Below are 23,638 nucleotides of genomic sequence, written 5' to 3'. Positions count from 1 at the left end.
GCTCCGCGCAACAACCGGTACGACACCTGTTCGTCATGACAAGCGCAGTTGCGTCCACCTCGGCACGTGACCGCCGCTGCCTGATCATCTGGCTACGACCTGACGGCCGTAACCAGGCAACAGGAGATCAACCGTTCGCCAGCTCCGCGGCGCTGCGTTCCACACAGAATTCGTTGCCCTCGGGGTCATGCAACGTCACCCAGCCGGTGCCGTCGGGCCGTCGGTGGTCCCCCTGAAGCGTGGCACCGAGCAAGAGCAAGCGCTCGACCTCCTCGTCCCGGGTGCGGTCCTGGGGTTGGAGATCCAGATGTACGCGGTTCTTCACCGCCTTGCGGTCACCGACCCTGACGAACAGCAAGGTGGCAGCAGCAGTGGTGACCACGGCTTCCGGATCACCGGGAAAGTCGTCATCACCCAGCGAGCCGTCCAGAACTTGGGCCCAAAAGCCCGCAAGAACGAACGGGTCGGCGGCATCGACAGTGACATGGCGTATCAAAGAACTCATGCTCCCAAGCCGATCATGAATGCCTCCCACCGTCCAGAGCGGCCAGCCTCGACACCGACCACCTCACCAGGCTCTCGGCACGATCGAAGAGACGACCCTAGTTGTTGCGTGTCAGGACGTGGGTGACGGCGCATAGTGGTGGGCAAGATTGGTGGCGAGGTCGCGGAGGTAGCCCTGGCTTCGGTGGGACCGTGCACAGTGATGGCGCTCCCGAACGGCAGTAGTGCCCGCACGAGGGCCATCCCCGCCGACGCCCCGACCCCTGCTGGGCGACAAGGCGTACGACTCCCGGGCCGTCCGTCGGGAACTGCGCAAACGCCGGATCGTGCCGGTCATCTCCCGCAACGGCGCCCCGAACATCCAGGGCCTGGGCAAGCTCCGCTACGTCGTCGAGCAGGCCTTCGCCCCGCTCCACCAGTTCAGACGCCTCGCCGTCCGATGGGAACGACGCCTCGAACTCCACGACGCTTTCCTCTCGTTGGCCAGCCTGATCTGCTGGCGGCGCCTCAAGAGGACCCACTCATGAACGTGTTGCGAGCTCCAAACCGACAAGCGCCCAAGGGGCGGGTCGTGAGAGGGTGCGGTTCGATTGGACAGGGGGAAATGTGGGACTGGTCTACGGCTACGACATCTATCTGCGCCCTCGGAATGTCGCCAGGGCGTTGACCAATCTGGCCGAGCTGGCGCCACCGGCACGTGCCGTGCCGCCGCTTGAGATCACCCTGCCCGGCCGTGACCGGCTCGTCCTCCCGTTCACGTCCCACTTCAAGAGCGAGCCGGTCGACTGCTCCACGAGCAGCACGCTCGAGCTCGACACGTCCCTCATGTTCGACGTCGATGATGCACTGCGCGAGTACGCGCAGACGAACGACCTCGAACCCGAGGCGGACGGGCGCATCCAGATCGGGTACATCTACGCGACGATCCGGTTCGAGTCCCTCCTGCACCCCGGCTACACGTCGGTGGAGTGCTGGGCAGCGACGTCGGGGATGAGCCGCTTGTTCGCGCGGTCGGCCAACATCAGGAAGGTGTTCACCGACCTCACAGTCAACAGCGGCGGAGTGTGCTGCCTGTTCGACACTGGCGACGGCGCCCCCGAGCAAGTGTGCTGGCTCAACGGTGAACCCACCCAGGAGATAGTCTCCGGTCCCCGCTTTCCAGATCGGCGAGCACTCGTGGCGACTTGGTCCGACCCCGAGAAGTGAGCATCGATGCTCCCTCTCTGAGGCCACAGGATCGTGTTACGAGCTCGTAGGGATCCACGACGCTTCCACCCGATCGCGTCAGCCGTGTGGGACCGCCACCCCCACGCGCCGGGAAAGACGCACTATTTACCCAAAGGATCTTCACTGACTGTGAAGCATGTCCATATGATGCGGAGATCAACAGGCCTGACCATGGGGGGACTTGGGCGGGCCTCTCAATTTCCCGTGGGGGATTCATGCGTATACGCGTTGCGACCGCCGTCGTTTCCGGTGCCGCCGTTCTGTCCGCGCTCGCTCTTCCGGTAGCCGCCCAGGCAGCGGTACGGACGGGTGCGGAGGCGAAGCTCAGCTCCTTCACCTCGCAGTCCGGCCAGCCGAGAGACTCGTTGGGGAACATGAAGTTCTCACACGCGGTCATCAACGGGGGCAAGGACATCGTCCTCGGCACCACCGGTACGAAGACCGTCACCGTCACCTACACCGCCACGGACGAGAGTGGCGTCGCCGTCACCGAGGCCTTCCTGTGGCAGGGCACCGACAGTTCGACGACAGACGGCATCACCGGCGGCCTGGGGACGGACGACGACCCCAACTGCACGGAGACGGCGACCCAGGGCACGTACACCTGCAAGGCCGTCTTCAACATCCACCCCGCCACCGACATGAAGGACAACGGCGTTGCGGGGACCTGGAAGCTGTTCCTGGGTGGCTGGGACCTGTACGCGAACGCCAGCTACAACGACGACGTCGCCACCGTCTCGATCAAGAAGGCCTCCACGCTGACCGCCGACGCCACGCCCGAGCCGGTCAAGAAGGGCAAGACCATCACGGTCACCGGCAAACTCGCCCGCGCGAACTGGTCGACGGGCACGTTCGCGGGCTATGTGTCCCAGCCCGCGAAGCTGCAGTTCCGCAAGAAGGGCAGCAACACCTACACCACGCTCAAGACGGTCACGACGAACAGCACCGGCGTCCTGAAGACCACCACCACCGCCACGGTCGACGGTTACTACCGCTACGTCTTCGCCGGCACCGCCACCACCGCCGCATCAACGGCGCCCGGCGACTTCGTCGACGTCAGGTAACCAGTCCGACAGCACCGCCGGTGCCGGGTCGCCACGTATCACGGCGCCCCGCACCGCACCGTTGGGTCGCTGACGGGCGGGTTGATAGTCAGTGGCGGATGCCAGAATCCTTGGCATGCCAGACGCTGACTACTTCTCTGCCGTCGATGATGAGTCCGCCGTTGCCGTGATCGAGGCTGGCGGACCCGAGCGTGCAGGGCTGGATGTGATCTTCCTCAAGGACATCGATCCGGTCGTTGCCATCGCCCAGGTCGAGGCTGTGATGTCCGGCTGCAGTTACGAAGAGGCAAGCCGGCGCCCGAGGGTGGGACAGCTGTTGTCCTCTGAGGACGTCGACAGTCCGTTCGTCTTGACCGTGTCGGACACGCTGTGCGATGTCCTGGTCTCCACCTCCGGGACAGACCTTGCGGCCGCGGCCGAGGCTTGGTCTGCGGGCGGTACGGTCGTCGGGCTCGATGCGGCGACGGCAGCGGTGGTCCTGGAGGCCCTGGTTGGCCTGGCCAGACGGGCTCGCGTCGCGGACCTGCGCCTTTATTGCTGGTGGACGCTGTGACGGCTCACTCCCGTACGGCACGGTTCTTGGCTGGCAACTCGCGTCGGGCCCGTCCGGTAGGAGTCGCCGGTGAGCGTGAGGACCTCGGCGTGGTGGACCAGGTAGTCGATCATTGCGGCTGCGACGACGTCGTACGAGTACACCGCTCACGGACCAATGACCTCACGCGGTGACCCACGGGACACTGCCTGGGCCGCATGGCCCCACCGCTCGGCCACATTCGAGGAATACGTACGGTCACCGTCGCCGCACGGCCAGCAGAAACCTCCTGGCCGGCCGCGGCGGGCCTTTCACACCATCAAAGGTCAGGCGTCCGCAGGAATACCCGCTCTCACTCCCGGCGGGCGCATCATGAAGACGTCGACTGGATCCTCGGCCTCCACGACGAAACCGTGACGCTCATACAGCCGCCGGGCAGCACTGCCCTGCAAGACGTTCAAGCCCACTGTCACACCCTGTGCATCCGCTCGCTGCAACACCGTGCGCAAAACAGCAGACCCCAGCCCCCGGCCCTGACAATGCGGAACAAGGTAGAAATGCTCCAGCCATAGCCTGTCCTCGGCGGGCCGGACCGTGACACATCCCGCAAATTCACCGCGGACCATGATGACCGACGTGTGCTGCGGGGAAAAAGAGTCCCGCAACCGCTGCCGCACCCGGTACTCGTCATAGCGCCCCAGGCGCTCCAGATCCGCGCGCATCACCGCGGCCCGCAACTCCGCGATCACCTCGAGGTCCGCCGCCACCGCACCACGCAGCAGCCATTGCCCCGCCGACGCAGCCCCCGCAGACACCGCCATGCCCGAACCCCCGTCCCTCCCCACACACACCACCATCCACGACCGGATTATCCACACACGCTCGGCCGCCGGCGCGACGCCACAGGTCAACAACCCACATCGCAAGCGGCGCAGGCCTGTGCGCCCTCAACGGCCCACGGCAAGCATGTCGAGTCGACTCCGAGAGGACAGCGGCAGCAGACGTCGAGCAAACGCCCGCGTCCGGCGCGCGGATCACCCCATTCTGATCGCTTGACCACGCCCCTGCTTCCCCTTGCTGCCCCCGCGAGGTCTTGGGATGCCGTATCCACGCGGTCCGAAGTGCCTCTCCGGAGCTGGAACCTGCCTCGGCGGAATAGACACTCGGCCGCTGGCCCGGGTCGGCGGGCATGGTGCGGGACCCGCACTTGAGGGTGAGCGGGCCGACGATCGGGGGGTGGAAGTGTTCGCTGCCATGTGTGTGCCGATATACGTTCTGGTCGGCCCACCAGTGGCGGAAGGCCTCGTTCGCGATGGAGAGTTCGCCGACGCGTCCGGCCAGCAGCGGATCGTGGTGATGGCGTCCGGCGGCTCGCCGGAGCGAGGCGACGATGTCCTGCGTGGGTGTCCCACTCGGTGTACTGCGAGCGGGCGGTCTCGTCGCAGAACATGAACCGCACCAGGTTCTGCTCGCGGTGCGGCAACGCGTCGAGGATCCGGAGCAAGTCCCGGCGTCGCGGGCGGACCGGCTGCCGACGTCACCCGTTGCGCCTGACGTCACTCGCCGTCGGGCCCCCGGCGCGGGGCCCGACGGCCGCCATCATCGCCAAGTCGGCCGGAGGTCAAAACCCAGGCTGAGAGCCTGCTTCCGGGCCCGCCATCGCATGTACCAGAACGGTGTCGGGCCGGAAGTGCGGGCGTGCGTCGACGCCGTCGGCGAGGGCCTGGACGCGGGCTGCGGGAGCGGAACTCGTGCGGACAAGCCGCCGGGGGTGGGACATGCTCGATCGCGCCAGGCCGATCGATGCACTGTCCCGGCCGGTCGGTCGGACAGGCGGGTGGGCGGATCAGCGCAGTCCGGCGAAGAGATCGTTCTCGGGTACGGTCGCGCCGGTGGTGTCCTGGACACGTACGAAGGTCTCCATGCCCATCAACGCGCCGAACCTCTCCTTGCCCATCTTGAGGAAGAAGATGTTCTCGCCCTGACTGGCGTGCGCGGCCAACGCGTCGAACTTCTGGCCGCTGAACCCGGTCGTGTCCACCCAAGTGGTGATCTCATCGTCGGGGAGGCCGATCTCGGCCAGCGCGGCGGCCTCGGCAGGATCCGGCTCCGGCATGCCCTCGCCGAACTCGCGCATGATCTCGCCGAACTGCTGCATCATCGAGCGGGGCGCCGTGGTCCAGTACACCTTCGGTGTCAGCTCGGTCATCTCCAGCGCCGCCATGGTGATGCGGTGCGCCTGGATGTGGTCGGGGTGGCCGTAGAAGCCGTTCTCGTCATAGGTGACCACCACATCAGGCCGGTAGTGCCGCATGAGTTCCGCAAGGCGGGCCGCGCCTTCCTGCACGGGGGTCCGCCAGAAGGAGCCGGGCGCGTCGTTGCTAGGCCAGCCCATCATCCCGGAGTCGGCATAGCCCAGCATCTCCAGATCGCTGACCTTCAGCACATCACAGCTCGCCTCGAGCTCTTGACGACGCATCAAAGCGACCGCCGCCGGATCGTGCCCGGGCTCGCCCGGCTTGACGCCTCCCGGTCCGTCACCGCGCCCGCCGTCGGTACACGTCACCAGAACCGTGCGGATGCCTTCCGCCGCATAGCGCGCAAGGACCCCTCCGGTTCCGGTGGCCTCGTCGTCGGGGTGGGCGTGTACTGCCATGAGCGTCAAGCGCCGGTCAGTCATGAAACACTCCTTCAGCAGAAATACGTCTCGGTCCAAGCAGCGCGGCAGGCCTGCCCCGATCTTGCGGTCCGGGTGGGGCGGACGACCATGCGGCCTCCATGTTCCCCACCCCCGCAGCTCCGGTCCCTCGGCGATACAACCGTGCCGACCGGACCGGCTGTTCCCGCCGTGGCCCCTCGGCAGTCCGGACGTCGGCGTTCAACGTGAACGAGTCACCGGCGCGACCCGCACGTCCCCGCACCACGCCAGACCCGGTCCCCCCACCGACACCCGCTTGGGGCTGCGGCCTCTGCCACTGCCGGTCCCGCCCGCCAATGGGGCGACGCCCCACATTCGATCCCGGCCGTGGACCGCGTACCGCGCTGCGGACCAAGGCCACCCAGGGTGTCGGTAGCGCGCTGCCGCTCCAGCCGTGGCCTTGAAGGCCGTCGAGTCCGCCCGGCAGCGGTGCGCTCCGGTCTTCGGCCCGGGCCGGGTACGGCCGGGCACCCCCGACCCGGACGCGGTGCGGGGCGGTCAGCGCACCCAGGTGCCGGTGAGGGCCTGGACGGCGGAGCCGTCGAGGTCGGCGAGGGTGGTGGCAACGAAGTCGCGGGCCCACTGCGAGGTCTGGACACGGAAGGGCGGCTGGGCGGCGGTCAGCGCGTCGACGATCGGCGCGGCTGCCTCGGCCGGGGTCTGGGCGTTGCCGAACGACTGCCGGGTGCGGGTGAGGTAGGCCTCGAGCGCCGGGCTGTAGGGACCGGCGGCGGCCAGCAGCGTCGGGACGTCCACGCCGAGATTGGCGACGAACTCGCTCGCCACCGCGCCCGGCTCGACCACGGTGACATCGACGCCGACGGTGGCGGCGACCGGCGCGAGGGACTGCATGAAGCCCTCGACGGCGAACTTGGCCGCGCAGTACGCCTCGTTGAAGGGCTGGCCGACGACGCCGCCGACGCTGGTGACGGTGATCAGCCGGCCCTTCGACGCACGCAGGTGCGGCAGGGCGGCCCGGGTCACCGCCACCACGCCGAAGAAGTTGACCTCCATGGCCGCGCGGACGTCGTCGACACTGCTCTGCTCAATGGTGCCGACCTGGGCGGCGCCGGCGTTGTTGACCAGCGCGTCCAGGCGGCCGTGCTCCGCGACAACCTCGTCCAGGCAGGCGGTGATGCCGGCGGAGTCGGTCACGTCCAGGCGCTTGATCTGGATCCGGTCCGCGACACCCGCCTCGGCGGCGGCCTTGAGGAGGGCATCGGCCTTGCCGGTGTCGCGCATGGTGGCAATGGTCGTCCAGCCCGCCCGGGCGGTGCCGACGGCGACGGCCAGGCCGATGCCGGAGGACGTACCGGTGATCAGAACTGTCTTCGGGGAGGTCATGAGGGTCTTCCTTGACTGGGAGCACGACGGGCCGACACCCGCAACCGGGGAGTTCCCCAGTTATCTGCCACGGTAAGCGGGGAACTCCCCGGTTGTCCAGCTAGACTGGCCTTCCGAGGAAGGGAGCAGCCTTGACCAGCAAGCCGAGCGTGTTGCGCGCCGATGCCCGCCGCAACCGGGAGCGCATCCTCGAAGCGGCCCTGCGCGCCTTCTCCGAGAAGGGCCCGGACGTCGCGATCGACACCATCGCCAAAACCGCAGGCGTCGGCTCGGCCACCCTCTACCGCCACTTCCCCACACGCGAGGCGCTCATCGAGGCGACCTACCGCAACGAACTGGCCCGCGTCTGCGACAGCGCCGCGAAGCTGCTCGCCGACAACCCGCCCGACCGGGCGATGCGGCTGTGGATGGACGACTTCATCGACTACCTGACTGCCAAGCAGGGCATGGCGGACGCCCTGCGGGCCGCGGTCGCATCCGGTGCGGACCCCTTCGCCGAGACCCTCGACAAGCTCGGCACCGCACTCGGCACCCTGCTGCGCGCCGGCGCCGACAGCGGCCTGCTGCGCTCGGACATCGACCCCTTCGACGTCGGCTTCAGCCTGGCCGGCGTCGCGCTGATCACCAGCGCTCCCGACCAACGCGAACGGGCCGGCCGCCTTCTCGACCTCCTCCTCGACGGCCTGCGCTACGGAGCGGACGGGCCGACGCCCAGCTCATGACCCGGCTCCGGCAACTCCAGGCAGTAGCCCTCCGCAACACGGATCGACAAGAAACCGTTTGGCGGACCACGGCGCCCCTGCTACTTTCACGGAGGCCGTGCGAGAGAACGAGGAGGTGGTACCCGTGAACGAATCGACATGGGTGCTCTCCTTGGGGGTCACGGTCGGGCGATAAGTCGTCCGGGAGCGCCGCTCAAGCGCACTCCCGAAAGGCACGACCATGGCCCTTCACTTCACTTCCGCACAGCACCTCGACGACGGTGTCCTGGAACGCGAATTCACCCTCGGCGAGATCCCCGGCATCCTGTGGACGCCCACCTCCGCCTCCGCGCCGACGCCGCTGATCCTGCTCGGCCACCCCGGCGGGCAGCGCAGGATGTACCCCCGGCTGGTGGCGCGGGCCCGGCGCTGCGCGGCGGACGGCTTCGCCGCCGCCACCATCGAGCTCCCCGGGAGCGGTGACCGGCCCCGTTGGGCCGCCGCCGAGCAGGCCCGCGCCGACCTGCGCCGGGCCATGGAAGCCGGCGAGCCGGTCAGCGAGGAGATCATCGACGCCCTCATCCTCCCGCTCGTCGACAGGGCGGTCCCCGAATGGCAGGCCACCCTGGACGTCCTCCTGTCACTGCCCGAGATCGGCGGTCCGGTCGGATACTCGGGGGGAGTGATCTCCATCGGGGTGCGCCTGGCGGCATGCGAGCCGCGGATCGTGGCCGCCGGTTTCTTCGCCGGGAGTTTCGTGCCTCGCGCCATGTTCGAGGAGGCCCGCCGGGTCACCATTCCGCTGCACGTACTTCTGCAGTGGGACGACGAAGGGAACGACCGGCAGGCAGCCCTGGACCTGTTCGACGCCTTCGGCTCCGAAGAGAAGTCCCTGCACGCCAATATGGGCGGTCACACCGGCGTCCCGCCGTTCGCGGGCGAAGCCGCAGCCCAGTTCTTCACCCGGCACCTGAAGTAAGGCCGGGCCATCAGGCCGTCATCAGACGGTAGGCCATGTGAGGCCGCGGGCCCCTGCCAACTCGGAGGAGGCCCGCGCTGCCCAATCCCATGAACTGCTCAGCATCTGCAGTGCTCGTATGCTGCCCGAACTCGTGTCCAGGTGCCGGCCTGACGGTCGTGCGGGAGCTGAGCCGCGAGCCAGTTCGTAGGCGAAGTCGACCGTTTCGGCGAGGCGGTCGTTGATCGTATCGCCTGCAAGAACCCCGACTGCGGCTGGACGGCGAACGCCGACTGGAACGCGGCCCGGAACATCTTGCCCCTGTACCGGACCGGCCACTTCATCGTGGAGGTCCCAGCGGCCGGAAGGCGCGGTCGCAGGGCGGGTAAAACCGTCAAACCTGCCGCAGCAAGGTAGGCGGGAATCCCCTTCCTGAGCTTGCGAAGGAAGGGGAGAACTTCAAGGAAGTGCGGCTGCTGTACGGAACAATCTGCTCCCCGTATCCGTACTATCTCTACACGCCACGCCCTGTGCTGCGGTGCCACCCATATCGTCGTGCAGCACACGGGGGCCACTCCCCCGGGCTCGCTGCGGCCGCCGCAGGACTGTTTCGGCCGCGACCTCAAGAAAGGTCGGCATCATGCCCGAGAACACAACCACTTCGACGGAACTTACCTCGCAATACGCCGCCCAGGTCACCAGCGACCTCGAGCGCAACCTCAAAGAGCAGGAACGCATCAGCGGAGAACTCGCCGCGCTGCAGGAGCAGTTGGCCACCTTGCAGCACGATCACACCGTGCTGACGAACATGCAGCAGGCACTCGGCATCACTCTCCGCCCCGACAAGCCCGCCACCGCGCCCGAACAAGCCGCCGTGCCCGCTCCGCGCAAAAAAGCTGCCACCCGGTCGAGTGGCACCGCCCGCGCCAAGAAATCCAGCGCTGCGCCCAGCCGCGCACGAACGCGAAAGCCGGCCGGCAAGGCCTCGGTGGCAGCTACGTCAACGACACAGCCCTCGCTGGTCGAGCTGATCCGCCAACACCTCGCTGGACAGAGCGAACCGCGCTCCACGGCCGAGGTCGCCGCTGCCCTCGACCAGGCCCATCCCGACCGCGGGATCAAGAACACCGTGGTGCGCACCACCCTGGAAAACCTCGTCGCCAGGGGCCAGGCCCAGCGCACCAAGCAGGGCAGCTCCGTCTACTACGTCGCCCCCGACGCCGGCCGGCCCACGCCGTCCGCCGCGGCCTCATCACAGCAGCAGGAGGCTCAATCTGAGGAAGCGCAGTAACCGGGCCGAGGTTGCCGGCGCCCGGCCCTCTGAGGGCCGGTACGTCAAGGGGGCGTTCCGTTCCGTCAGTACCAGCGGACAAGGCCGGCCGCGCCCTGCCCGGTGCGGGCAGCGTGGCGGAGAACGCGCAGGGGGCCCTCCAGGAGCTCCTCGGCGTCGTGGTCGGGATCATCTCCCAGACCGGTCATCCACCGGTGGATCCGTTCGACTGCAGCACGCCGCTGGGCTCCGGTCAGGGCAAGGGCCTTCTCGGCCGCGGGGAGCTGGGTGCGAACCTCCTCGGCGTGCAGCAGGAAGCCCCCGAACCAGCCCGGCAGCCGCAGCACCGCATCGGGACCGAGCGCGTAGGCCAAGGCCGAGAAGGGGCTGGCTTTGCGTGCCACGGCGGCGAACAGACCCTCGTCTCCCTTGGGCGGGAACCGGTCCATGACAGCGTCGCCCAGCGCCTCCGCCGCATCGGAGTCGTCATAGCAGTTGTCGAAAAGTGCGCTCAGCCGGAAGGCGTCGTCGTGAGCGACCCAACTGCCGTGAGAAGTCCTGGACGCGCTGAACAGTGACTCCGGTGCCTTGCTCCGCCACCAAGTCAGTTCGTCGGCCACATTCGGGACCTGAACCGCCGCTCGCGGCAGCTCTTTTGTCTTTTGATCAGGCAGCGTCCCGATGACCCACACACCCATGACACTCAACTCCGCCTCCTTTTCAGGCATGAGCGGCGACGACTGCAGCTCGATCACCCAGACGGTACCGGCACTTCCGGCTCCATCACCGCTGAACGATTCCGGCGTCTGCGCCGTAGCAGGGGGTGGCGCGGGCATCGGACGACCGACTGCGGCGCGCCGCTGACCAGCAGGCTGACGCCCCAGCTCGGCACCCTACGCGTAAGAGGTGACGTCCATGTCCCGGCCTCCGCACCGTCGACACCGTCCCCGGCTGCCCCGGGCCGGCGGCGCATGGCTCGTCATGGTTCCGGCTCTCCTTGCCATCCTCGTAGTGGGACTGACCGGCTGCTCGCAGCCGGACGTCCGCAGCGGCGCGCCCCCACTGAAGCTGTGCGGGGTCACCTTCTGGAGTGGCGCCGAGGGCATTGGCACGACCCAGCTCAACACCTCCACCCGTGGAATGCCGTCCGCTCCGGCCGGCGACCGGCTCCCCGCCACGAGCTCCCGGGACACGAGCGGTCCGCCGCCCCGCGTCGTCTCCGTCTCCTCCGACTGCTCCCACGGCCGTACGGTCGTTGTCTCTCCTGCTTCCGCGGTGCGCGTCCGCAAGGTGGCGAAGGACGGCGCCGGCCGCATCGTCGCCCTCTCCCTCGTCCCGACGCAGCCCGGCACCTCTGCCAAGGTGCACATCTACGCCTACGACGGCACCCGCCCCACCGGCCAAGTCCTCACAACGGTGGTCTGATGCGGGCAGCGGCCAGTGGTCATCAGCTCAACAGCGGTCTCAGCATCGAGGGCGAGCATGCCGAGCAGTCGTTTCCGGCGATTGGGCAAGAGCCCCGCCGGCCAGGCCGTAGAAGAAGTCATCGGCGCCTCGGTGACCTTCTCCCGCAGTGACCTGCTGCCGGCCGCACAATGGGTCGTGTGGTTCACGTCCCGATCGGTCGTCATCTGCTTCGTGCCAAGGATCTCGCGGACGCCCGCTACAGCGAGCCGCTGAGCGTCGCCGACATGGCGGCGGCCGCCGCGCTGTCGCCGGCACACTTCAGCCGCTGTTTCAAGGCCGCGTTCGGCGAGTCGCCGCACCAGTATCTGCTGACCCGCCGCCTCGAACGGGCCGCCGCGCTGCTGCTTGCGACCGACTGGACGGTGGCCGCGGTCGGGGTCGCCGTCGGCGCGCAGAGCATCGGCTCGTTCACGACGAGTTTCCGACGGATGTACGGGACGACCCCGCAGGCCTACCGGGCGGCTCATCCGCCCGCCGCACGGCATGTGCGCATCCCCCGCTGTGTGGCGATGGCCTATGCACGGCCGCAGCACCGCACGTTTCGAGAAGACACGCCATCGGCGACTGCCTAGCGTCGTTCCCAGGCGACCGACCGAGGAGGGGCCATGGCCATGATCAAGATAGCCAATGCTCAGTTCTGGGTGCACGACCAGGACGAGGCGCTCGACTTCTACACCACCAAGCTCGGCTGGGAGGTCAGGGCGGACGTGACCATGGAGGCGTGGAGCTTCCGCTGGTTGTGTGTCGCTCCGCCCGGCGGTGACGGCCCGGGGCTGGTGCTGATGCCCGTACCGGGGCAGCCGATGCTGGATGAGGGGAGCAGTGCCCAGCTGTCCGATCTGGTGGCCAAGGGTGCGGGCGGCACGCTGTTCCTGGAGACCGACGACTGCAAGGCCGCCTATGACGAGCTGTCCGCCCGAGGGGTCGAGTTCAACGATCCTCCGACCGTGCAGCCGTACGGGATCGACACGTCCTTCCGCGACCCCTCGGGCAACAACATCCGGCTCACACAAGTACTGGACTTCGATCCGGAACGGCACTGACCTCGGCCCGGCTGTCGGCGGGGACATCAGGGACTGGATCAGGGGTACTCCTCAGGTGGAGGTCCATGATGTTCGAGGCAGGCGACATTCGTGAATGGCGTGGTCACGGCGTGGTCGACCCCAGCGGTCACAAGATCGGCACCCTGGAGGCCGTCTACGTCGACACCGCGACCGACCAGCCCTTCTTCGCGACGGTGGCCGTGGGTCTTCCCACCCGTCGGCGCCTGGTCTTCGTGCCGCTCTCCGGTGCGACCGTCGGGCCGGGCTATCTCAAGATCGCTCATCCCAAGGACCTGGTGAAGAAGGCTCCCGCGATCGACACCGACGGCGAGTTGCCTGCCTCGGACGAGCCGGAGATCTTCGCACACTACGAACTCGACTACGCCCCGGGAGCAGGCGGCGAACGCCGTCTGGCCCGTCGCTGAGCCGCCGCCGAGAAGGCGATGACGCCACTGGAGCACCGATGAGTCTGTTTCTGTTCCTCGTCCTCGTGGCCCTCGTTCTGGGCATCATCGGATTCGCCGCGCACGGTCTGTTCTATCTGCTGATCATCGGCGCCGTCGTGCTGCTCGCCGACCTCACGTACGGCGCCGTGCGCTTTCGCCGGGGCGGCAGGAAGCACCGCCTTGCGCGCTGACCGCGGCTCCAGGCGACGGCCGCCTGGTCAGATGTCGTCCAGGCGGCGCATGTCCTCCTCGTCCCAGGTCCGGGTGTCGCGCGGCTGCGTGTAGGGCTCGGCCTCGGGCGGAAGGCCGCCGGCGATGGCCCGCTGCCGCACGCTCTCGGCGTCGAACTCCAGGCCCAGGAGGATCGCGAGGTTGCTGATCCACAGCCAGACGAGGAAGACGATGACCCCGGCCATGGTGCCGTAGGTCTTGTTGTACGAGGCGAAGTTGGCGACGTAGAACGCAAATCCCGCGGAGGCGGCCAGCCAGATCGCCAGGGCCAGCAGGCTGCCCGGCGTGATCCACCGGAAACCCTTGACCTTGGCGTTCGGGGTGGCCCAGTACAGGATCGCGATCATGATGGTGACCAGCAGCACCAGAACGGGCCACTTGGCGATCGACCACACCGTCAGCGCGGTGTCCCCGATCCCGAGCGCCTGCCCGGTCTGGCGGGCCAGCCCACCGGTGAAGACCACGATCAGCGCACTCATCACCGCCAGCACCATGAGCACCACGGTCACACCGACACGCACCGGCAGGACCTTCCACACCGGTCGGCCCTCCGGCATGTCGTAGACGGCGTTCGCAGCACGAATGAAGGCGGCCACGTACCCGGATGCCGACCACACCGCCAGCACGATGCCGACCAGGGCCATCACCGAGCCGGTCCCGGAGTTGTTCTGCAGCTGTTCGACGGCGCGCGTGATGATGTCGCGTGCCGAGCCGGGGGTCAGCTGCCTGATGTTGGTCAGCACCTTGTCGGTGGCCGACCTGCCGGTGATTCCCAGCAGGGAGACCAGTACCAGGAGGGCCGGGAACAGGGACAGCACGCCGTAGTAGGTCAGCGCCGCGGCCCGGTCCGCCAGTTCGTCGTCCTTGAACTCCTTCAGGCTGCCTTTGAGTACGGCGGCCCAGGCCCCCTTCGGCAGCTTCGTCGGTGAGTCCGGAGCAGACCGTTCGACGTGCCGGTCCGGTCCTGCCTCCTCCGGCGACGGCACCGGTGTGCGGGATGCCGGGGCCTCGTCGTCGTGCTGGTGTTTCCGGCCTGGAAGATGCAGCTTGGTCATGCTCGCCGGGTATCCCCACGGCGCCCGCTCAAGCCGACGCACGAACGGGGATCACGGAGGACGGCATCCCGCCGTGGCCGGTCGGTGAGCTCATGGCCCGTTCTTCTCGGCTCGAGGCTTGGATCTGTCGGGTGGGTCCAGGGTGAATACGGTGATCCACTCGGCGTCGGCGGCGTGGTATCCGAGGCCGGTCAGGGTCTCGGAGGCGGCGCGCATGTGCCCGGCGCCGTAGACCACGGCGATGGTGAACGGGCCGGTCCGTCCCGCGTAACCCCGGTCGAAGTCGGTCAGGGCCTTGGCCAGCAAGCGGTCGCGGCGCCGGAGGACCAGGTCGTCCAGGCCCGGCCAGAAGTCCGCCACCGCCTCCTCGCCCTCGCTCATCAGGTCCTCCACCGCGAGGTGCCGGGCGAGCCAGCGACGCGTCCCCAGCAGCCGCATGCCAGCTGTCACGGCCGGCACGACGGTGGCCACCATCGCGCGTTCCTTCAGGGGCAGCCGCCGGAACCCTTCCTGGAATTGGGCACCGCTCATGTCGGGGCACACCACCGGCCGTCCGAGCGCCTCGAAGTCGATGTCCTGCACGACCAGTCCCAGGCGTTCGTTACCGTCCAGCCGCTGGTACGACGCGACCAGGGCGTCGGCGCCGGGCGAGCCTTCCCCGACCCCCTCGGCGACCACCAGGTCACACCCGCGGCGCAACCGTTCCGCCACTTCCCGGTAGAAGGCGGCCTCGCCGAGGTGAACCATGGGAAAGAGAACAAAGGCGAGCCCTGTCCCCGGCCGAGTGAATCTGATGACGGCCGATCGCACCCCGGCCAGGCCGGTCACCTCGATGAACTGCACATCCGCCCCCTTCGCGCCCGCCCTCCCCCACAATCACGCCAGGACGGCCTCTGGGGGTTGCTCACGGCTCACTGTTTGCGGGCCGCCGTGGCGTGTTCCGTTTCCGCCGAGCGTTCCGCGGCGGAGGAAGTGATCACCTCGGAGTGTCGGCCGCCCCGGTCCATGAGACCGCCCATCAAAGCGAGGCCGAGGCCGGCCAGCGCGAGGGCGGCGCCGACGAGGTCGGGGGAAGCCCAGCCCCAGCCTGCCGAGATGGCCAGTCCGCCGAGCCAGGCGCCGCCCGCGTTGGCCAGGTTGAAGGCGGAGTGGTTGGAGGCCGCGGCCATCGTCGGCGCGTTCTTCGCCTTGGTCATGAGGAGCATCTGGACGGGCGTGGTGACGAAGGCGCCCATTGCACCGATGAAGGTGATCGTCGCCAGGGCCGGCACGGTGCTGTGGACGGTGAAGTAGAAGGTCATCAGCGCTGCGGCGAGCAGGGCGAGGCCTCCGTAGAGCGTCGGGCGCAGCGCGCGGTCCGTGAGGGGGCCTGCGATCAGGGTGCCGAGCGTCATGCCGACGCCGTACAGCGCGAGGACCAGGGTGGTCGAGGAGTCGGAGATGCCCGTGAGGTGCGTCAGCATCGGCACCAGGTAGCTGTAGACGGCGAAGAATCCGCCGAATCCCACCACGGCGGTGGCCAGGCCGATCGCGACCTGCCTGTTGCCCATGGCCCGCAGCTCGTGCCGGATGCCGGACTGGCTGCCTCGCGGCTGGTGGGGGACGAAGAGGGCCAGTGCGGCGAGGGCGACGAGGCCGATGACGGCGACGGCAGCGTAGGCGGACCGCCAGCCGAAGTGCTGACCGAGAGCGGTGCCGGCCGGCACCCCGACGATGTTGGCGACGGTCAGTCCGAGAAACATCCTGGAGACGGCGCGGGCGGCTCGCTCGGGGGCGACCAGCCGGGAGGCGACGACCGCGCCGACGCCGAACAGGGCGCCGTGCGGCAGCCCGGCCAGGAAGCGCGCGGCGAACAGCAGCCCGAAGTCGGGTGCGAGTGCGGAGGCGATGTTGCCGACCACGAACAGGCCCGACAGGAGCAGCAGGAGCCGTTTGTGCGGTATGCGTGCACCGATGCCGGTCAGCACGGGGGCACCGACGACGACACCGAGCGCGTACGCCGACACGAGGTTGCCGGCGTGGGGCACCGACACACCGACGCCGTCGGCGATCTGGGGCAGCAGCCCCATGGTGGCGAATTCGGTGGTGCCGATGCCGAAGGCGACGACAGCCAGGGCCAGCAGAGCCAGAGGCATGGTGCGGGTGAACCTTTCAACGCAAGCAGTGCAGGGACGAGGGAGCGGAAAACCGCCGAGGTCGTCCAGATCCCACGGCCGGCCGCGTCGAGCACCATTGCCCTGCGCACCCCCAAGCAGGGCGAACCCATGAACAGTGCAGCAGCGGCAGGAGACGGCGCATTCCAAGATCGAGCCGCAGGCTGACGTGATCTACGTCATGGCACGGTTGCGTCGATCGAACTGCCCGCGCCCGCCCGGGGGTGGGCGCGGGCGTTGCTTCAGCCGGTGTAGGCGGCGAAGATCTTCGCGAACTCGTAGGGGGACTGGGGGATGTTGGTGCACTGGTAGAGCGCGCCCGTGCAGGCGTTGCGGTCCCGGGTGGCCTCCCAGAAGGCGAGTTCGCCCAGGTGCTTGCCCTGGGCGAAGGAGACCAGCTGGCGGGCGTCGGCCTGGTCGTAGAGGTGGCCGTCGTCGTTCTGTCCGAGCATCGGTGTCACTCCGACCATCGCCCAGAGCCGGGCGTCGGTCCTGCTCGGGTAGAGCGACTTCAGTTGGGTGAAGGTGCTCTGTGCGGCCTGGACTGCGGCGTCGCCGTAGTCGACGCTGCGGTAGTAGTCCATGGCCATGACGTTCACCACGTCCAGGTCGACTCCGGCGTCGCGCGCCGACTGCACCACGTTCAGGCCGTCCGAGGTCAGTCCCTCCGGGAGGACGGGCAGTGTCAGCGAGATCCGCAGGCCGGGGTGGGCCTGCTGCAGGCGGGCCAGGGCCTGGGAGCGGCGGGCGACGGAGGCCGGGTCCGCGGTGGCCGCGCCTTCGATGTCGAAGTCGACGTACTTCAGGCTGTAGGCGTTCACCACCGAGTTGTATTCGGCGTAGAGGGCGTCCACCGAGCCGCAGGCCTGGGCGAGCTCGATTCCGCTGGCGCCGCCGAAGGAGACCTTGACGTCGCCCCCGCCGGCCCGGATGGCGTCGATCTGGTCCTTTGCCCAGCCGTCGCGCGGGTCGTAGGCGTTGAACCACATCGCCTTGCAGCCGGAGGCGGTGATGAAGGCCATCGTGTAGTTCTTCACGCCGCTTGCGGAGGCCATGTCGGGCATGCTCGGCGTGGGCCAGGCCCCCATGTCGATGTAGGGGGCGGTGAACAGACCGCCGCTCGGCTGCTGGCCGCCGGCGGAGGTCGTGCCGCTGACGGCTGCGGAGTAGGCGGACACGTTGCCCGCCGCGTCGCGGGCCCGCACGCGGAAGGCGTAGTTCGTGGCCGGCTGCAGGCCGGTGGCCGTGTAGGAGGTGCCGGTCACGGTGACGGGTGTGGCGCCGTCGCGCGAGATCTCGTAACCGGCGACGGATCCTGAGTCGTCGGTGGCGGCGCTCCATCGCACGGTGAGGGAGGTGGCGGTTGCGGAGCCGACGGTCACCGCGGCCGGGACACTGGGCGGCGTGGTGTCGGTGCTCGAGGCGCCCGTGCAGGAGGCGCCGTTGAGCTTGCAGCCGGTGGGTGTCCCGGTGCCGTTGGACACCCATCCGAAGGAAGCGGACGCGCCCGGTGCCAAGGTGCCGTTGTACTCACGGTTCTTGAAGGTGTAGTGGCTGCCGTTCTGGGTGAGCAGTGCGTCCCAGTACGAGCCGACGGTGGTGCCGGAGGGCAGGTCGAACTCGACGCTCCAGCCGGACAGGGTGGTGCTGCCGGCGTTGGTGATCGTGTATGCGCCCTGGTAACCGCCGTCCCAGGTCGACGTCTTGGAGAAGGCGGCGTTGGGTGTGCCCGCGGCGGAGGCGGGTGGCGCCAGGACCAGGAGGAGCAGCCCGCTGAACAGGGTGAGAAGTACCGGTGGTCTTCGCATGTGCTGCCTCCACTGGGGGGGTGGGTGCCGGGTTGACGTGTAGAGCCGCAGAGTTGGTCCATACCAATCCTCTGGCATGTACATACCGAGCGAGGGTCGGGCCGTCAAGCAGCCGAGAATGCATAGAGTTCTTCGCGAAGGACTCTTTGCGAAGAACTCTTTGCGGTCTAGAGTGCGCGACATGGCAGACACAGGCGCAGGGCGCCCACAAGTCGCGGCAGACGCAGTGGTTCTGGATGCCAAGGGCCTGCGTGCCCTGGCGCACCCGGTGCGTGTGCACCTGGTCGGGCTGCTGCGGAAGTACGGGCCGTCGACGGCCACCCGTCTCGCGGAGCGACTGGGCGTCAACTCCGGGACCGCCAGCTACCACCTGCGTCAGCTCGGCGCGGCCGGTTTCGTCGAGGAGGACACGGAACGCGGCAACGCACGAGAGCGCTGGTGGCGCTCGGTGCATCAGATGACGGAGTTCAGCGACCGGGAGCTGGCCGACCGGGAGCCCGAGGCCACCCTGGCCTACCTGCAGTCCGTCGCCGCCATCTACACCCTGCGTGCCCAGCGGACCTTGAACGAGCTGCAGACGATGCCCCGTGCCTGGCGGGACTCCTTCGACATGAGCGACTGGGCCCTGCGGCTCACGCCCGAGGAGGCCGTCGCCCTGCGTCAGGAGCTGAGGGATGTCATCGCCCGCTACCGGCGGGACACGCCGGAGGCGGCGGCGGAGGCCCCCGAGGGTGCCGAGCGGGTGGCCGTGGTCACGCACCTTCTGCCGGAGCTGGATGCGCCCGCCGCCTCGACCGTCCGTTCCGGTCGTGGGGAGACGACGGGAACACAGGCGTCATGACGGGTGACGTCCTGGACGCCGAGGGCATATCCGCCAAGCGGTCCTTACGGCCGCTGGGCGGGGTGCTGGCGGCCATGGCCGTGTCGCTGACCGGGACCCGGATCTCGGCCGTGGCACTGCCCTGGTTCGTTCTCGTCACGACCGGCAGCGCCACCCGGACCGGCCTGGTGGCCTTCTGCGAGATGGCGCCCTATGTGCTGGTCAAGGCGTTGACCGGGCCGCTGGTGGACCGGATCGGGCCGCGGGCCGTGTCCTGGACCACGGATCTGGCCAGTGCAACGGCCGCCGCCGTGGTTCCCCTGCTGCACGCCCTGCACCTGCTGTCCTTTCCGCTGCTGCTGGCTCTGGTGGCGGTGATCGGCGCCGCCCGCGGCCCGGGCGACCTGGCCAAGCAGGTCATGGTCCCGGAAGCTGCGGAGCGCGGCAGGGTGCCGCTGGAGCGGGCAACGGGCTTGTCCGGCGTGACCGAGCGGCTCGCCTCCACCATCGGCCCGGCGGCCGGGGGCTCCCTCGTGGCGCTGCTCGGCCCGTTGACCGGGCTCGTCGCCAACGCGGGCTGCTTCGCCCTCGGATCAGTGATCATTGCATCGGTCCTGCCCCGCGGCATGGGACATGCCGTGGCAGAGGGTTCCTCGCAGGCCGGGGAGGTGGGATCGGGCTACTGGCAGCGGTTCGGCGCGGGCTTCACCTTCCTGCGCGGCGAGCCGTTGCTGCTCACTGTGATCGTCATGGTGGGGATCACCAACCTGCTCGACGCCGCCTTCGCCACGGTGCTCATGCCCGTCTGGGCCAAAGCGTCCGGCAACGGGCCGACTGCCATCGGCCTGACGGGCAGTGTGACAGGAGCGGCGGCAGTCGCGGGGAGCCTGATCGCTGCGGTGGCCGCCCATCGGCTGCCCCGCAGGGCGGTGTTCTTCACGGGATTCCTGCTGGCCGGGGCACCGAGATTCCTGATCCTCGCCGTCGACGCCCCCTTGTGGGCCGTGCTGGCCGTCTTCGCGGTCAGCGGATTCGGGTCGGGCTTCCTCAACCCGGTGCTGGGGGCCGTCCTCTTCGAGCGGGTGCCGCGCCGGATGCTGGGCCGGGTCAACGCGCTCGGTGACTCGCTGGCCTGGGCCGGAATCCCTCTCGGCGGACTGCTCGCCGGGGCGGCCGTGGCCTGCTTCGGACTCGTGCCGGTGCTGCTCGCCTGCGGGACCGTGTACTTCCTCACGACGAACCTCACGGGCCTGCGACCCGAATGGCGCGAGATGGACCGTGCCGGTGGACGAGGTGTCGTCATGCCGCACGCCGACGAAGACGCTTCACGCGGCAGCACGAACATCACGACATGACATGGACAGGAGGGGCACCCCCTTCCGCTTTCTGCTTCCCACGTGCCATGACCAGCCCCTGTCGTGCTCGCGGCGGGCATTAATCCGGCAGTACTGCTGTTGCACCACAGGACGCCTGCCACAACAGCCCCGACCGGCGTCACCCAGGAACCGGCGAGAACGGAACGGGCGGATGAGCGACACACAGACCGGCAACCGCATACAGGTCGCCCCACCGGCTCCGGACAGCGATCTGCTCGAGCGGATACGCCGGCACCGGCGGCACACCCTGGAACTGCTGACCGTCTGCGCCGTCGCTCTCGTCCCCTGGACCGTACTGCTGGCAGTGACGCTGCCCTCCGGGTACCGGGTCCATCACTGGCGCGTGACCTGGGTGGGATTCGACGTCCTGCTCGTGGTCGGGATGGCGTCCACCGCGCTTCTGGGGTGGCTGCGGCACCGCGCCGTCATCGTGGCGGCTGTCGCCACGGCCCTGCTGTTGATCTGCGACGCGTGGTTCGACGTGTCGCTCGCCTTCGGCACCCCGGAGATCTGGCTGTCGGCGGCACTGGCCGTGTTCGCCGAACTGCCTCTGGCCTTCTATCTGATCCGCCGGGTGATGGGGATGATCTCGTTGGCGCATTGGCCCTCCGCCAAGGCCGCGGCCTGCAGCGACGAGCAGGCCCCTGACCTGGACTCCTGAAGGATCTGCGGCACGGCGGACGCCTGCTCCGCCGGGGTTCAGCCCGTGCGCTTCTGCGCCGCGGGCGTCACCGTCTCCGGGTGCGGATACGACGGCGCCACCCGCAGCAGGCGGGCCGCCCAGCCGGGCAGATACCAGTTCCACGGGCCGAACAGCGAGACCAGCGACGGAACCAGCAACATCCGCACGATGGTCGCATCCAGCAGGATGCCGATGCCGAGGCCCGTCGCCAGCGTCTTCAGATCGGTGCCGGGGCCGGAGGCGAGCGCAGCGAAGGCCAGGAAGAGGATCAGGGCGGCGCTGGTGACCAGCCGGCCGGTGCGGCCGAGGCCCTCGATCACGGCGGCGTCGGTGGAGCGGCCGGTGTCGTACTCCTCTCGGATGCGGGAGAGGATGAACACCTCGTAGTCCATGGACAGCCCGAACAGGAACGCGAAGACCATCAGCGGGATCCAGAAGGTGATCGCGCCGGTGGCCGCGATGCCGAAGACCGCGTCGGAGCCGTGACCGTCCTGCCAGAAGATCACCATCACGCCGAGGGTCGCCGCGAGGGAGATCAGGTTCAGCAGGACCGCTTTGAGCGGCAGCAGCAGGGAGCGGAAGGCGCGCACCAGCAGGACGTACGTCAGCAGCGCGATGATGGTGAGCATCAGCGGGAAGTTGCCGTAGACGGCGTGCATGAAGTCGATCTGTGCCGCGCCGATGCCGGCGACGCCGAGGACGCCGGGCAGGCCGTCCGCGGCGGCCTTGACCCGTTTGACCACGCCCACGCTCTTGGAGTTCACGGTCTCGTGGTCGGGGACGACCACGACGATGCTCTGCCCGGCGCGGTTGCCGGCCGGTCCGGACGGCACGAACACGCTGCTCACACCGTCGATGCCGGCGAGCCTGGCGGCGGCCGTGCGGGCCTGGTCGGTGCGGACCAGGACCTCCATGGGGGTCAGGGCACCGGTCGGCACACCGCCGCGCTCCAGGGTCTGCAGGCTCTCGTAGGCCGGGCCGCTCTTGGCCAGTGACTCGGAGGAGGCGAGACCGATCTTGATGCCGAGGAAGACTCCGGTGAGGGCGAAGAGTGCGGCCAGCGCGGTGGCGGCGGCGATCCAGCGGTGTCGTACGACACCAGTGGTCCATCGGCTCCAGAAGCGGCTGGCCCGGTTCTCGTGCCGGATCTTCGGCCAGTCGACCTTCGGCCCGATGCCGCCCAGGATCGCCGGGGTGAGCGTGAGCGTCGTCAGCACGCTCGCCAGGGGGATGAGTGCTCCGCCGTAGCCCATGCTCCGCATGAACGGGACCGGCAGGACCACCAGGGCCAGCAGTCCGATCGCGACGGTGACGCCGCTGAACAGCACGGCGTGTCCGGCGCGTTCCATCGCGACGACGACCGCGTCGTGGTTGTCCCGGCCGTGGTCGCGCTCCTCGCGCCAGCGGGTGACGAACAGCAGTGAGTAGTCGATCGCCACGCCCAGGCCGATGAGGGCGACCAGGAACTGCACGATGAACGACACATCGGTCGCATAGGTGAGCGGCAGCAGCATCACGAAGGTCGCGAGGATCGACACCGCGGCCACCACCAGCGGCAGCAGGGCCAGGAAGGACGCGAACACGAAGGCGAGTACGGCCAGAGCGCCGACGGCGCCGAGAAGTGTCTCCCCGAGGACGCCCGGCCCGCCGCCGTTGCTGCCTCCGGAGGCCAGCACGTCCTCCCCCGTCACGCCCACCACCGACCCCGCCGGCACGGCGTGCTGCGCCGCCGACCGGATGGGATCGGTCAGCAGCCTCTGGCTGGGTGACGGGTTGAACCGGTAGAACACCAGGGCGTAGGCCGTACGGCCGTCCTTCGTCCGGAACGCCTTGTCCCCGGTGTTCGCCTCGTCGATCACCCGTAGGCCGGGGACGGCTGTGCCGGCGGCCGTGAACGTCCGCCCGACGTCCCTCTCGTGACCGGTGACCGTCTGCCCTGCGGGGAGTGTGACCGAGACCAGATAGGGGTTCGTGTCACCACCGCTGCCGAAGGCGCGCTCGATGCGGTGGGCCGTCACCGTGCCGGGCTGGCCGGGCAGGGAGAAGTCGATCGTCAGCCGGTTCGTCGTCCGGCCGGCCAGGAGGATGCCGGCGACGAGCACCAGTCCCCAGAACCCCACAACCGCCTTGCGATGCCGCAGAACGAACTCGGCCCACCGCCGCATGCCCGGGCCCTCCCCACGTCGTAGGTTGCGGGAGTCTAGCGCTATGCACCCTTCCTTCACTATCAGGTGAATCGATGACTTTTGATGCGATCCG

General features: G+C 68.8%; 26 protein-coding genes and 1 pseudogene. 15 read left to right on the top strand and 12 right to left on the bottom strand.

Annotated elements, in window-relative coordinates; genetic code table 11:
* Positions 1 to 127: 127 nt before the first annotated feature.
* Complete coding sequence (locus ACFY1E_RS35700; RefSeq protein ID WP_389083610.1) at positions 128 to 505, bottom strand: VOC family protein; 378 nt, start codon at positions 503 to 505, stop codon at positions 128 to 130.
* A 223-nt stretch (positions 506 to 728) separates the two neighbouring features.
* On the opposite strand from ACFY1E_RS35700, the gene ACFY1E_RS35695 reads away from it, so the two are divergent.
* The 4 genes from ACFY1E_RS35695 to ACFY1E_RS35680 all read left to right on the top strand — a co-directional run bounded on the left by ACFY1E_RS35695 (position 729) and on the right by ACFY1E_RS35680 (position 3,348).
* Positions 729 to 1,031, top strand: coding sequence for a transposase (locus tag ACFY1E_RS35695; RefSeq protein WP_389083608.1), 303 nt, complete (start codon positions 729 to 731; stop codon positions 1,029 to 1,031).
* A gap of 79 nt (positions 1,032 to 1,110) precedes the next feature.
* The gene (locus ACFY1E_RS35690; RefSeq protein ID WP_389083605.1) at positions 1,111 to 1,710 is read left to right on the top strand and encodes a hypothetical protein; all 600 of its coding nucleotides are present in this window, start codon (positions 1,111 to 1,113) and stop codon (positions 1,708 to 1,710) included.
* A 236-nt stretch (positions 1,711 to 1,946) separates the two neighbouring features.
* Positions 1,947 to 2,795: a hypothetical protein gene (locus ACFY1E_RS35685; protein WP_389083603.1), complete on the top strand. Its 849-nt coding sequence runs from the start codon at positions 1,947 to 1,949 to the stop codon at positions 2,793 to 2,795.
* 115 nt (positions 2,796 to 2,910) lie between these two features.
* Complete coding sequence (locus tag ACFY1E_RS35680) at positions 2,911 to 3,348, top strand: hypothetical protein (protein ID WP_389083601.1); 438 nt, start codon at positions 2,911 to 2,913, stop codon at positions 3,346 to 3,348.
* Here ACFY1E_RS35680 and ACFY1E_RS35675 read toward each other — a convergent pair.
* The 5 genes and pseudogenes from ACFY1E_RS35675 to ACFY1E_RS35655 all read right to left on the bottom strand — a co-directional run.
* Positions 3,327 to 3,479, bottom strand: a pseudogene (locus tag ACFY1E_RS35675) (ATP-binding protein); the annotation flags it as partial. The gene ACFY1E_RS35680 and the pseudogene ACFY1E_RS35675 overlap by 22 nt on opposite strands.
* Positions 3,480 to 3,653: 174 nt before the next feature.
* The gene (locus tag ACFY1E_RS35670) at positions 3,654 to 4,076 is read right to left on the bottom strand and encodes a GNAT family N-acetyltransferase (protein ID WP_389083598.1); all 423 of its coding nucleotides are present in this window, start codon (positions 4,074 to 4,076) and stop codon (positions 3,654 to 3,656) included.
* Positions 4,015 to 4,887: a hypothetical protein gene (locus ACFY1E_RS35665; protein WP_389083593.1), complete on the bottom strand. Its 873-nt coding sequence runs from the start codon at positions 4,885 to 4,887 to the stop codon at positions 4,015 to 4,017. Before ACFY1E_RS35665 ends, ACFY1E_RS35670 begins: the two co-directional genes overlap by 62 nt.
* Positions 4,888 to 5,173: 286 nt before the next feature.
* Positions 5,174 to 6,007 (bottom strand): PIG-L family deacetylase, encoded by an 834-nt coding sequence (locus ACFY1E_RS35660; RefSeq protein ID WP_389083591.1) that lies wholly within the window; start codon positions 6,005 to 6,007, stop codon positions 5,174 to 5,176.
* A 516-nt stretch (positions 6,008 to 6,523) separates the two neighbouring features.
* Positions 6,524 to 7,369: an SDR family oxidoreductase gene (locus ACFY1E_RS35655; protein WP_389083588.1), complete on the bottom strand. Its 846-nt coding sequence runs from the start codon at positions 7,367 to 7,369 to the stop codon at positions 6,524 to 6,526.
* Between the two features lie 131 nt (positions 7,370 to 7,500).
* Here ACFY1E_RS35655 and ACFY1E_RS35650 point away from each other — a divergent pair, with 131 nt between their 5' ends.
* The 3 genes from ACFY1E_RS35650 to ACFY1E_RS35640 all read left to right on the top strand — a co-directional run bounded on the left by ACFY1E_RS35650 (position 7,501) and on the right by ACFY1E_RS35640 (position 10,319).
* Positions 7,501 to 8,091, top strand: a complete 591-nt coding sequence (locus ACFY1E_RS35650) for a TetR/AcrR family transcriptional regulator (protein WP_389083586.1) — start codon at positions 7,501 to 7,503, stop codon at positions 8,089 to 8,091.
* A gap of 220 nt (positions 8,092 to 8,311) precedes the next feature.
* A complete protein-coding gene (locus tag ACFY1E_RS35645) occupies positions 8,312 to 9,049 on the top strand; it encodes an alpha/beta hydrolase (protein ID WP_389083584.1) in 738 nt (245 codons plus the stop codon).
* A 619-nt stretch (positions 9,050 to 9,668) separates the two neighbouring features.
* Positions 9,669 to 10,319, top strand: a complete 651-nt coding sequence (locus ACFY1E_RS35640; protein ID WP_389083582.1) for a hypothetical protein — start codon at positions 9,669 to 9,671, stop codon at positions 10,317 to 10,319.
* Positions 10,320 to 10,384: 65 nt separating this feature from the next.
* Here ACFY1E_RS35640 and ACFY1E_RS35635 read toward each other — a convergent pair whose 3' ends face one another.
* Positions 10,385 to 11,053, bottom strand: coding sequence for a hypothetical protein (locus ACFY1E_RS35635; RefSeq protein WP_389083579.1), 669 nt, complete (start codon positions 11,051 to 11,053; stop codon positions 10,385 to 10,387).
* 160 nt (positions 11,054 to 11,213) lie between these two features.
* Between ACFY1E_RS35635 and ACFY1E_RS35630 the strand changes: the two genes are divergently transcribed.
* The 5 genes from ACFY1E_RS35630 to ACFY1E_RS35610 all read left to right on the top strand — a co-directional run bounded on the left by ACFY1E_RS35630 (position 11,214) and on the right by ACFY1E_RS35610 (position 13,445).
* On the top strand, positions 11,214 to 11,723 hold the full coding sequence (locus ACFY1E_RS35630; protein WP_389083577.1) for a hypothetical protein: 510 nt from the start codon (positions 11,214 to 11,216) through the stop codon (positions 11,721 to 11,723).
* A 170-nt stretch (positions 11,724 to 11,893) separates the two neighbouring features.
* Positions 11,894 to 12,337, top strand: coding sequence for a helix-turn-helix domain-containing protein (locus ACFY1E_RS35625; RefSeq protein WP_389083573.1), 444 nt, complete (start codon positions 11,894 to 11,896; stop codon positions 12,335 to 12,337).
* A 33-nt stretch (positions 12,338 to 12,370) separates the two neighbouring features.
* Positions 12,371 to 12,808: a VOC family protein gene (locus tag ACFY1E_RS35620; protein WP_389083570.1), complete on the top strand. Its 438-nt coding sequence runs from the start codon at positions 12,371 to 12,373 to the stop codon at positions 12,806 to 12,808.
* Between the two features lie 68 nt (positions 12,809 to 12,876).
* Positions 12,877 to 13,233: a PRC-barrel domain-containing protein gene (locus ACFY1E_RS35615; RefSeq protein ID WP_389083872.1), complete on the top strand. Its 357-nt coding sequence runs from the start codon at positions 12,877 to 12,879 to the stop codon at positions 13,231 to 13,233.
* A gap of 38 nt (positions 13,234 to 13,271) precedes the next feature.
* Positions 13,272 to 13,445, top strand: coding sequence for a hypothetical protein (locus tag ACFY1E_RS35610; protein WP_181922664.1), 174 nt, complete (start codon positions 13,272 to 13,274; stop codon positions 13,443 to 13,445).
* A 27-nt stretch (positions 13,446 to 13,472) separates the two neighbouring features.
* On the opposite strand, the gene ACFY1E_RS35605 is transcribed toward ACFY1E_RS35610, so the two are convergent.
* The 4 genes from ACFY1E_RS35605 to ACFY1E_RS35590 all read right to left on the bottom strand — a co-directional run bounded on the left by ACFY1E_RS35605 (position 13,473) and on the right by ACFY1E_RS35590 (position 18,501).
* Positions 13,473 to 14,540 (bottom strand): YihY/virulence factor BrkB family protein, encoded by a 1,068-nt coding sequence (locus ACFY1E_RS35605; RefSeq protein WP_389083566.1) that lies wholly within the window; start codon positions 14,538 to 14,540, stop codon positions 13,473 to 13,475.
* A 90-nt stretch (positions 14,541 to 14,630) separates the two neighbouring features.
* The gene (locus ACFY1E_RS35600; protein WP_389083564.1) at positions 14,631 to 15,287 is read right to left on the bottom strand and encodes a hypothetical protein; all 657 of its coding nucleotides are present in this window, start codon (positions 15,285 to 15,287) and stop codon (positions 14,631 to 14,633) included.
* Between the two features lie 164 nt (positions 15,288 to 15,451).
* Positions 15,452 to 16,675 (bottom strand): MFS transporter, encoded by a 1,224-nt coding sequence (locus ACFY1E_RS35595; protein ID WP_389083562.1) that lies wholly within the window; start codon positions 16,673 to 16,675, stop codon positions 15,452 to 15,454.
* A gap of 260 nt (positions 16,676 to 16,935) precedes the next feature.
* Complete coding sequence (locus tag ACFY1E_RS35590) at positions 16,936 to 18,501, bottom strand: cellulose binding domain-containing protein (RefSeq protein ID WP_389083559.1); 1,566 nt, start codon at positions 18,499 to 18,501, stop codon at positions 16,936 to 16,938.
* Positions 18,502 to 18,682: 181 nt separating this feature from the next.
* Between ACFY1E_RS35590 and ACFY1E_RS35585 the strand changes: the two genes are divergently transcribed.
* From ACFY1E_RS35585 to ACFY1E_RS35575, 3 genes are all read left to right on the top strand, one after another.
* On the top strand, positions 18,683 to 19,342 hold the full coding sequence (locus tag ACFY1E_RS35585) for an ArsR/SmtB family transcription factor (RefSeq protein ID WP_389083556.1): 660 nt from the start codon (positions 18,683 to 18,685) through the stop codon (positions 19,340 to 19,342).
* Positions 19,339 to 20,676: an MFS transporter gene (locus tag ACFY1E_RS35580; RefSeq protein WP_389083553.1), complete on the top strand. Its 1,338-nt coding sequence runs from the start codon at positions 19,339 to 19,341 to the stop codon at positions 20,674 to 20,676. The genes ACFY1E_RS35585 and ACFY1E_RS35580 overlap by 4 nt, the downstream gene beginning before the upstream one ends.
* A gap of 172 nt (positions 20,677 to 20,848) precedes the next feature.
* Positions 20,849 to 21,358 (top strand): hypothetical protein, encoded by a 510-nt coding sequence (locus ACFY1E_RS35575; protein WP_389083550.1) that lies wholly within the window; start codon positions 20,849 to 20,851, stop codon positions 21,356 to 21,358.
* A 38-nt stretch (positions 21,359 to 21,396) separates the two neighbouring features.
* Here ACFY1E_RS35575 and ACFY1E_RS35570 read toward each other — a convergent pair whose 3' ends face one another.
* Positions 21,397 to 23,544 carry an MMPL family transporter gene (locus tag ACFY1E_RS35570; RefSeq protein ID WP_389083547.1) on the bottom strand — a complete coding sequence of 716 codons (2,148 nt, stop codon included), beginning with the start codon at positions 23,542 to 23,544 and terminating at the stop codon, positions 21,397 to 21,399.
* Between the last annotated feature and the right edge of the window lie 94 nt (positions 23,545 to 23,638).

Source organism: Streptomyces sp. NPDC001604, from assembly GCF_042893475.1.
Taxonomy (GTDB): domain Bacteria; phylum Actinomycetota; class Actinomycetes; order Streptomycetales; family Streptomycetaceae; genus Streptomyces.
The sequence above is the reverse complement of the archived record's forward strand: the minus strand, read 5'-3'. Positions and strand labels throughout refer to the sequence as shown.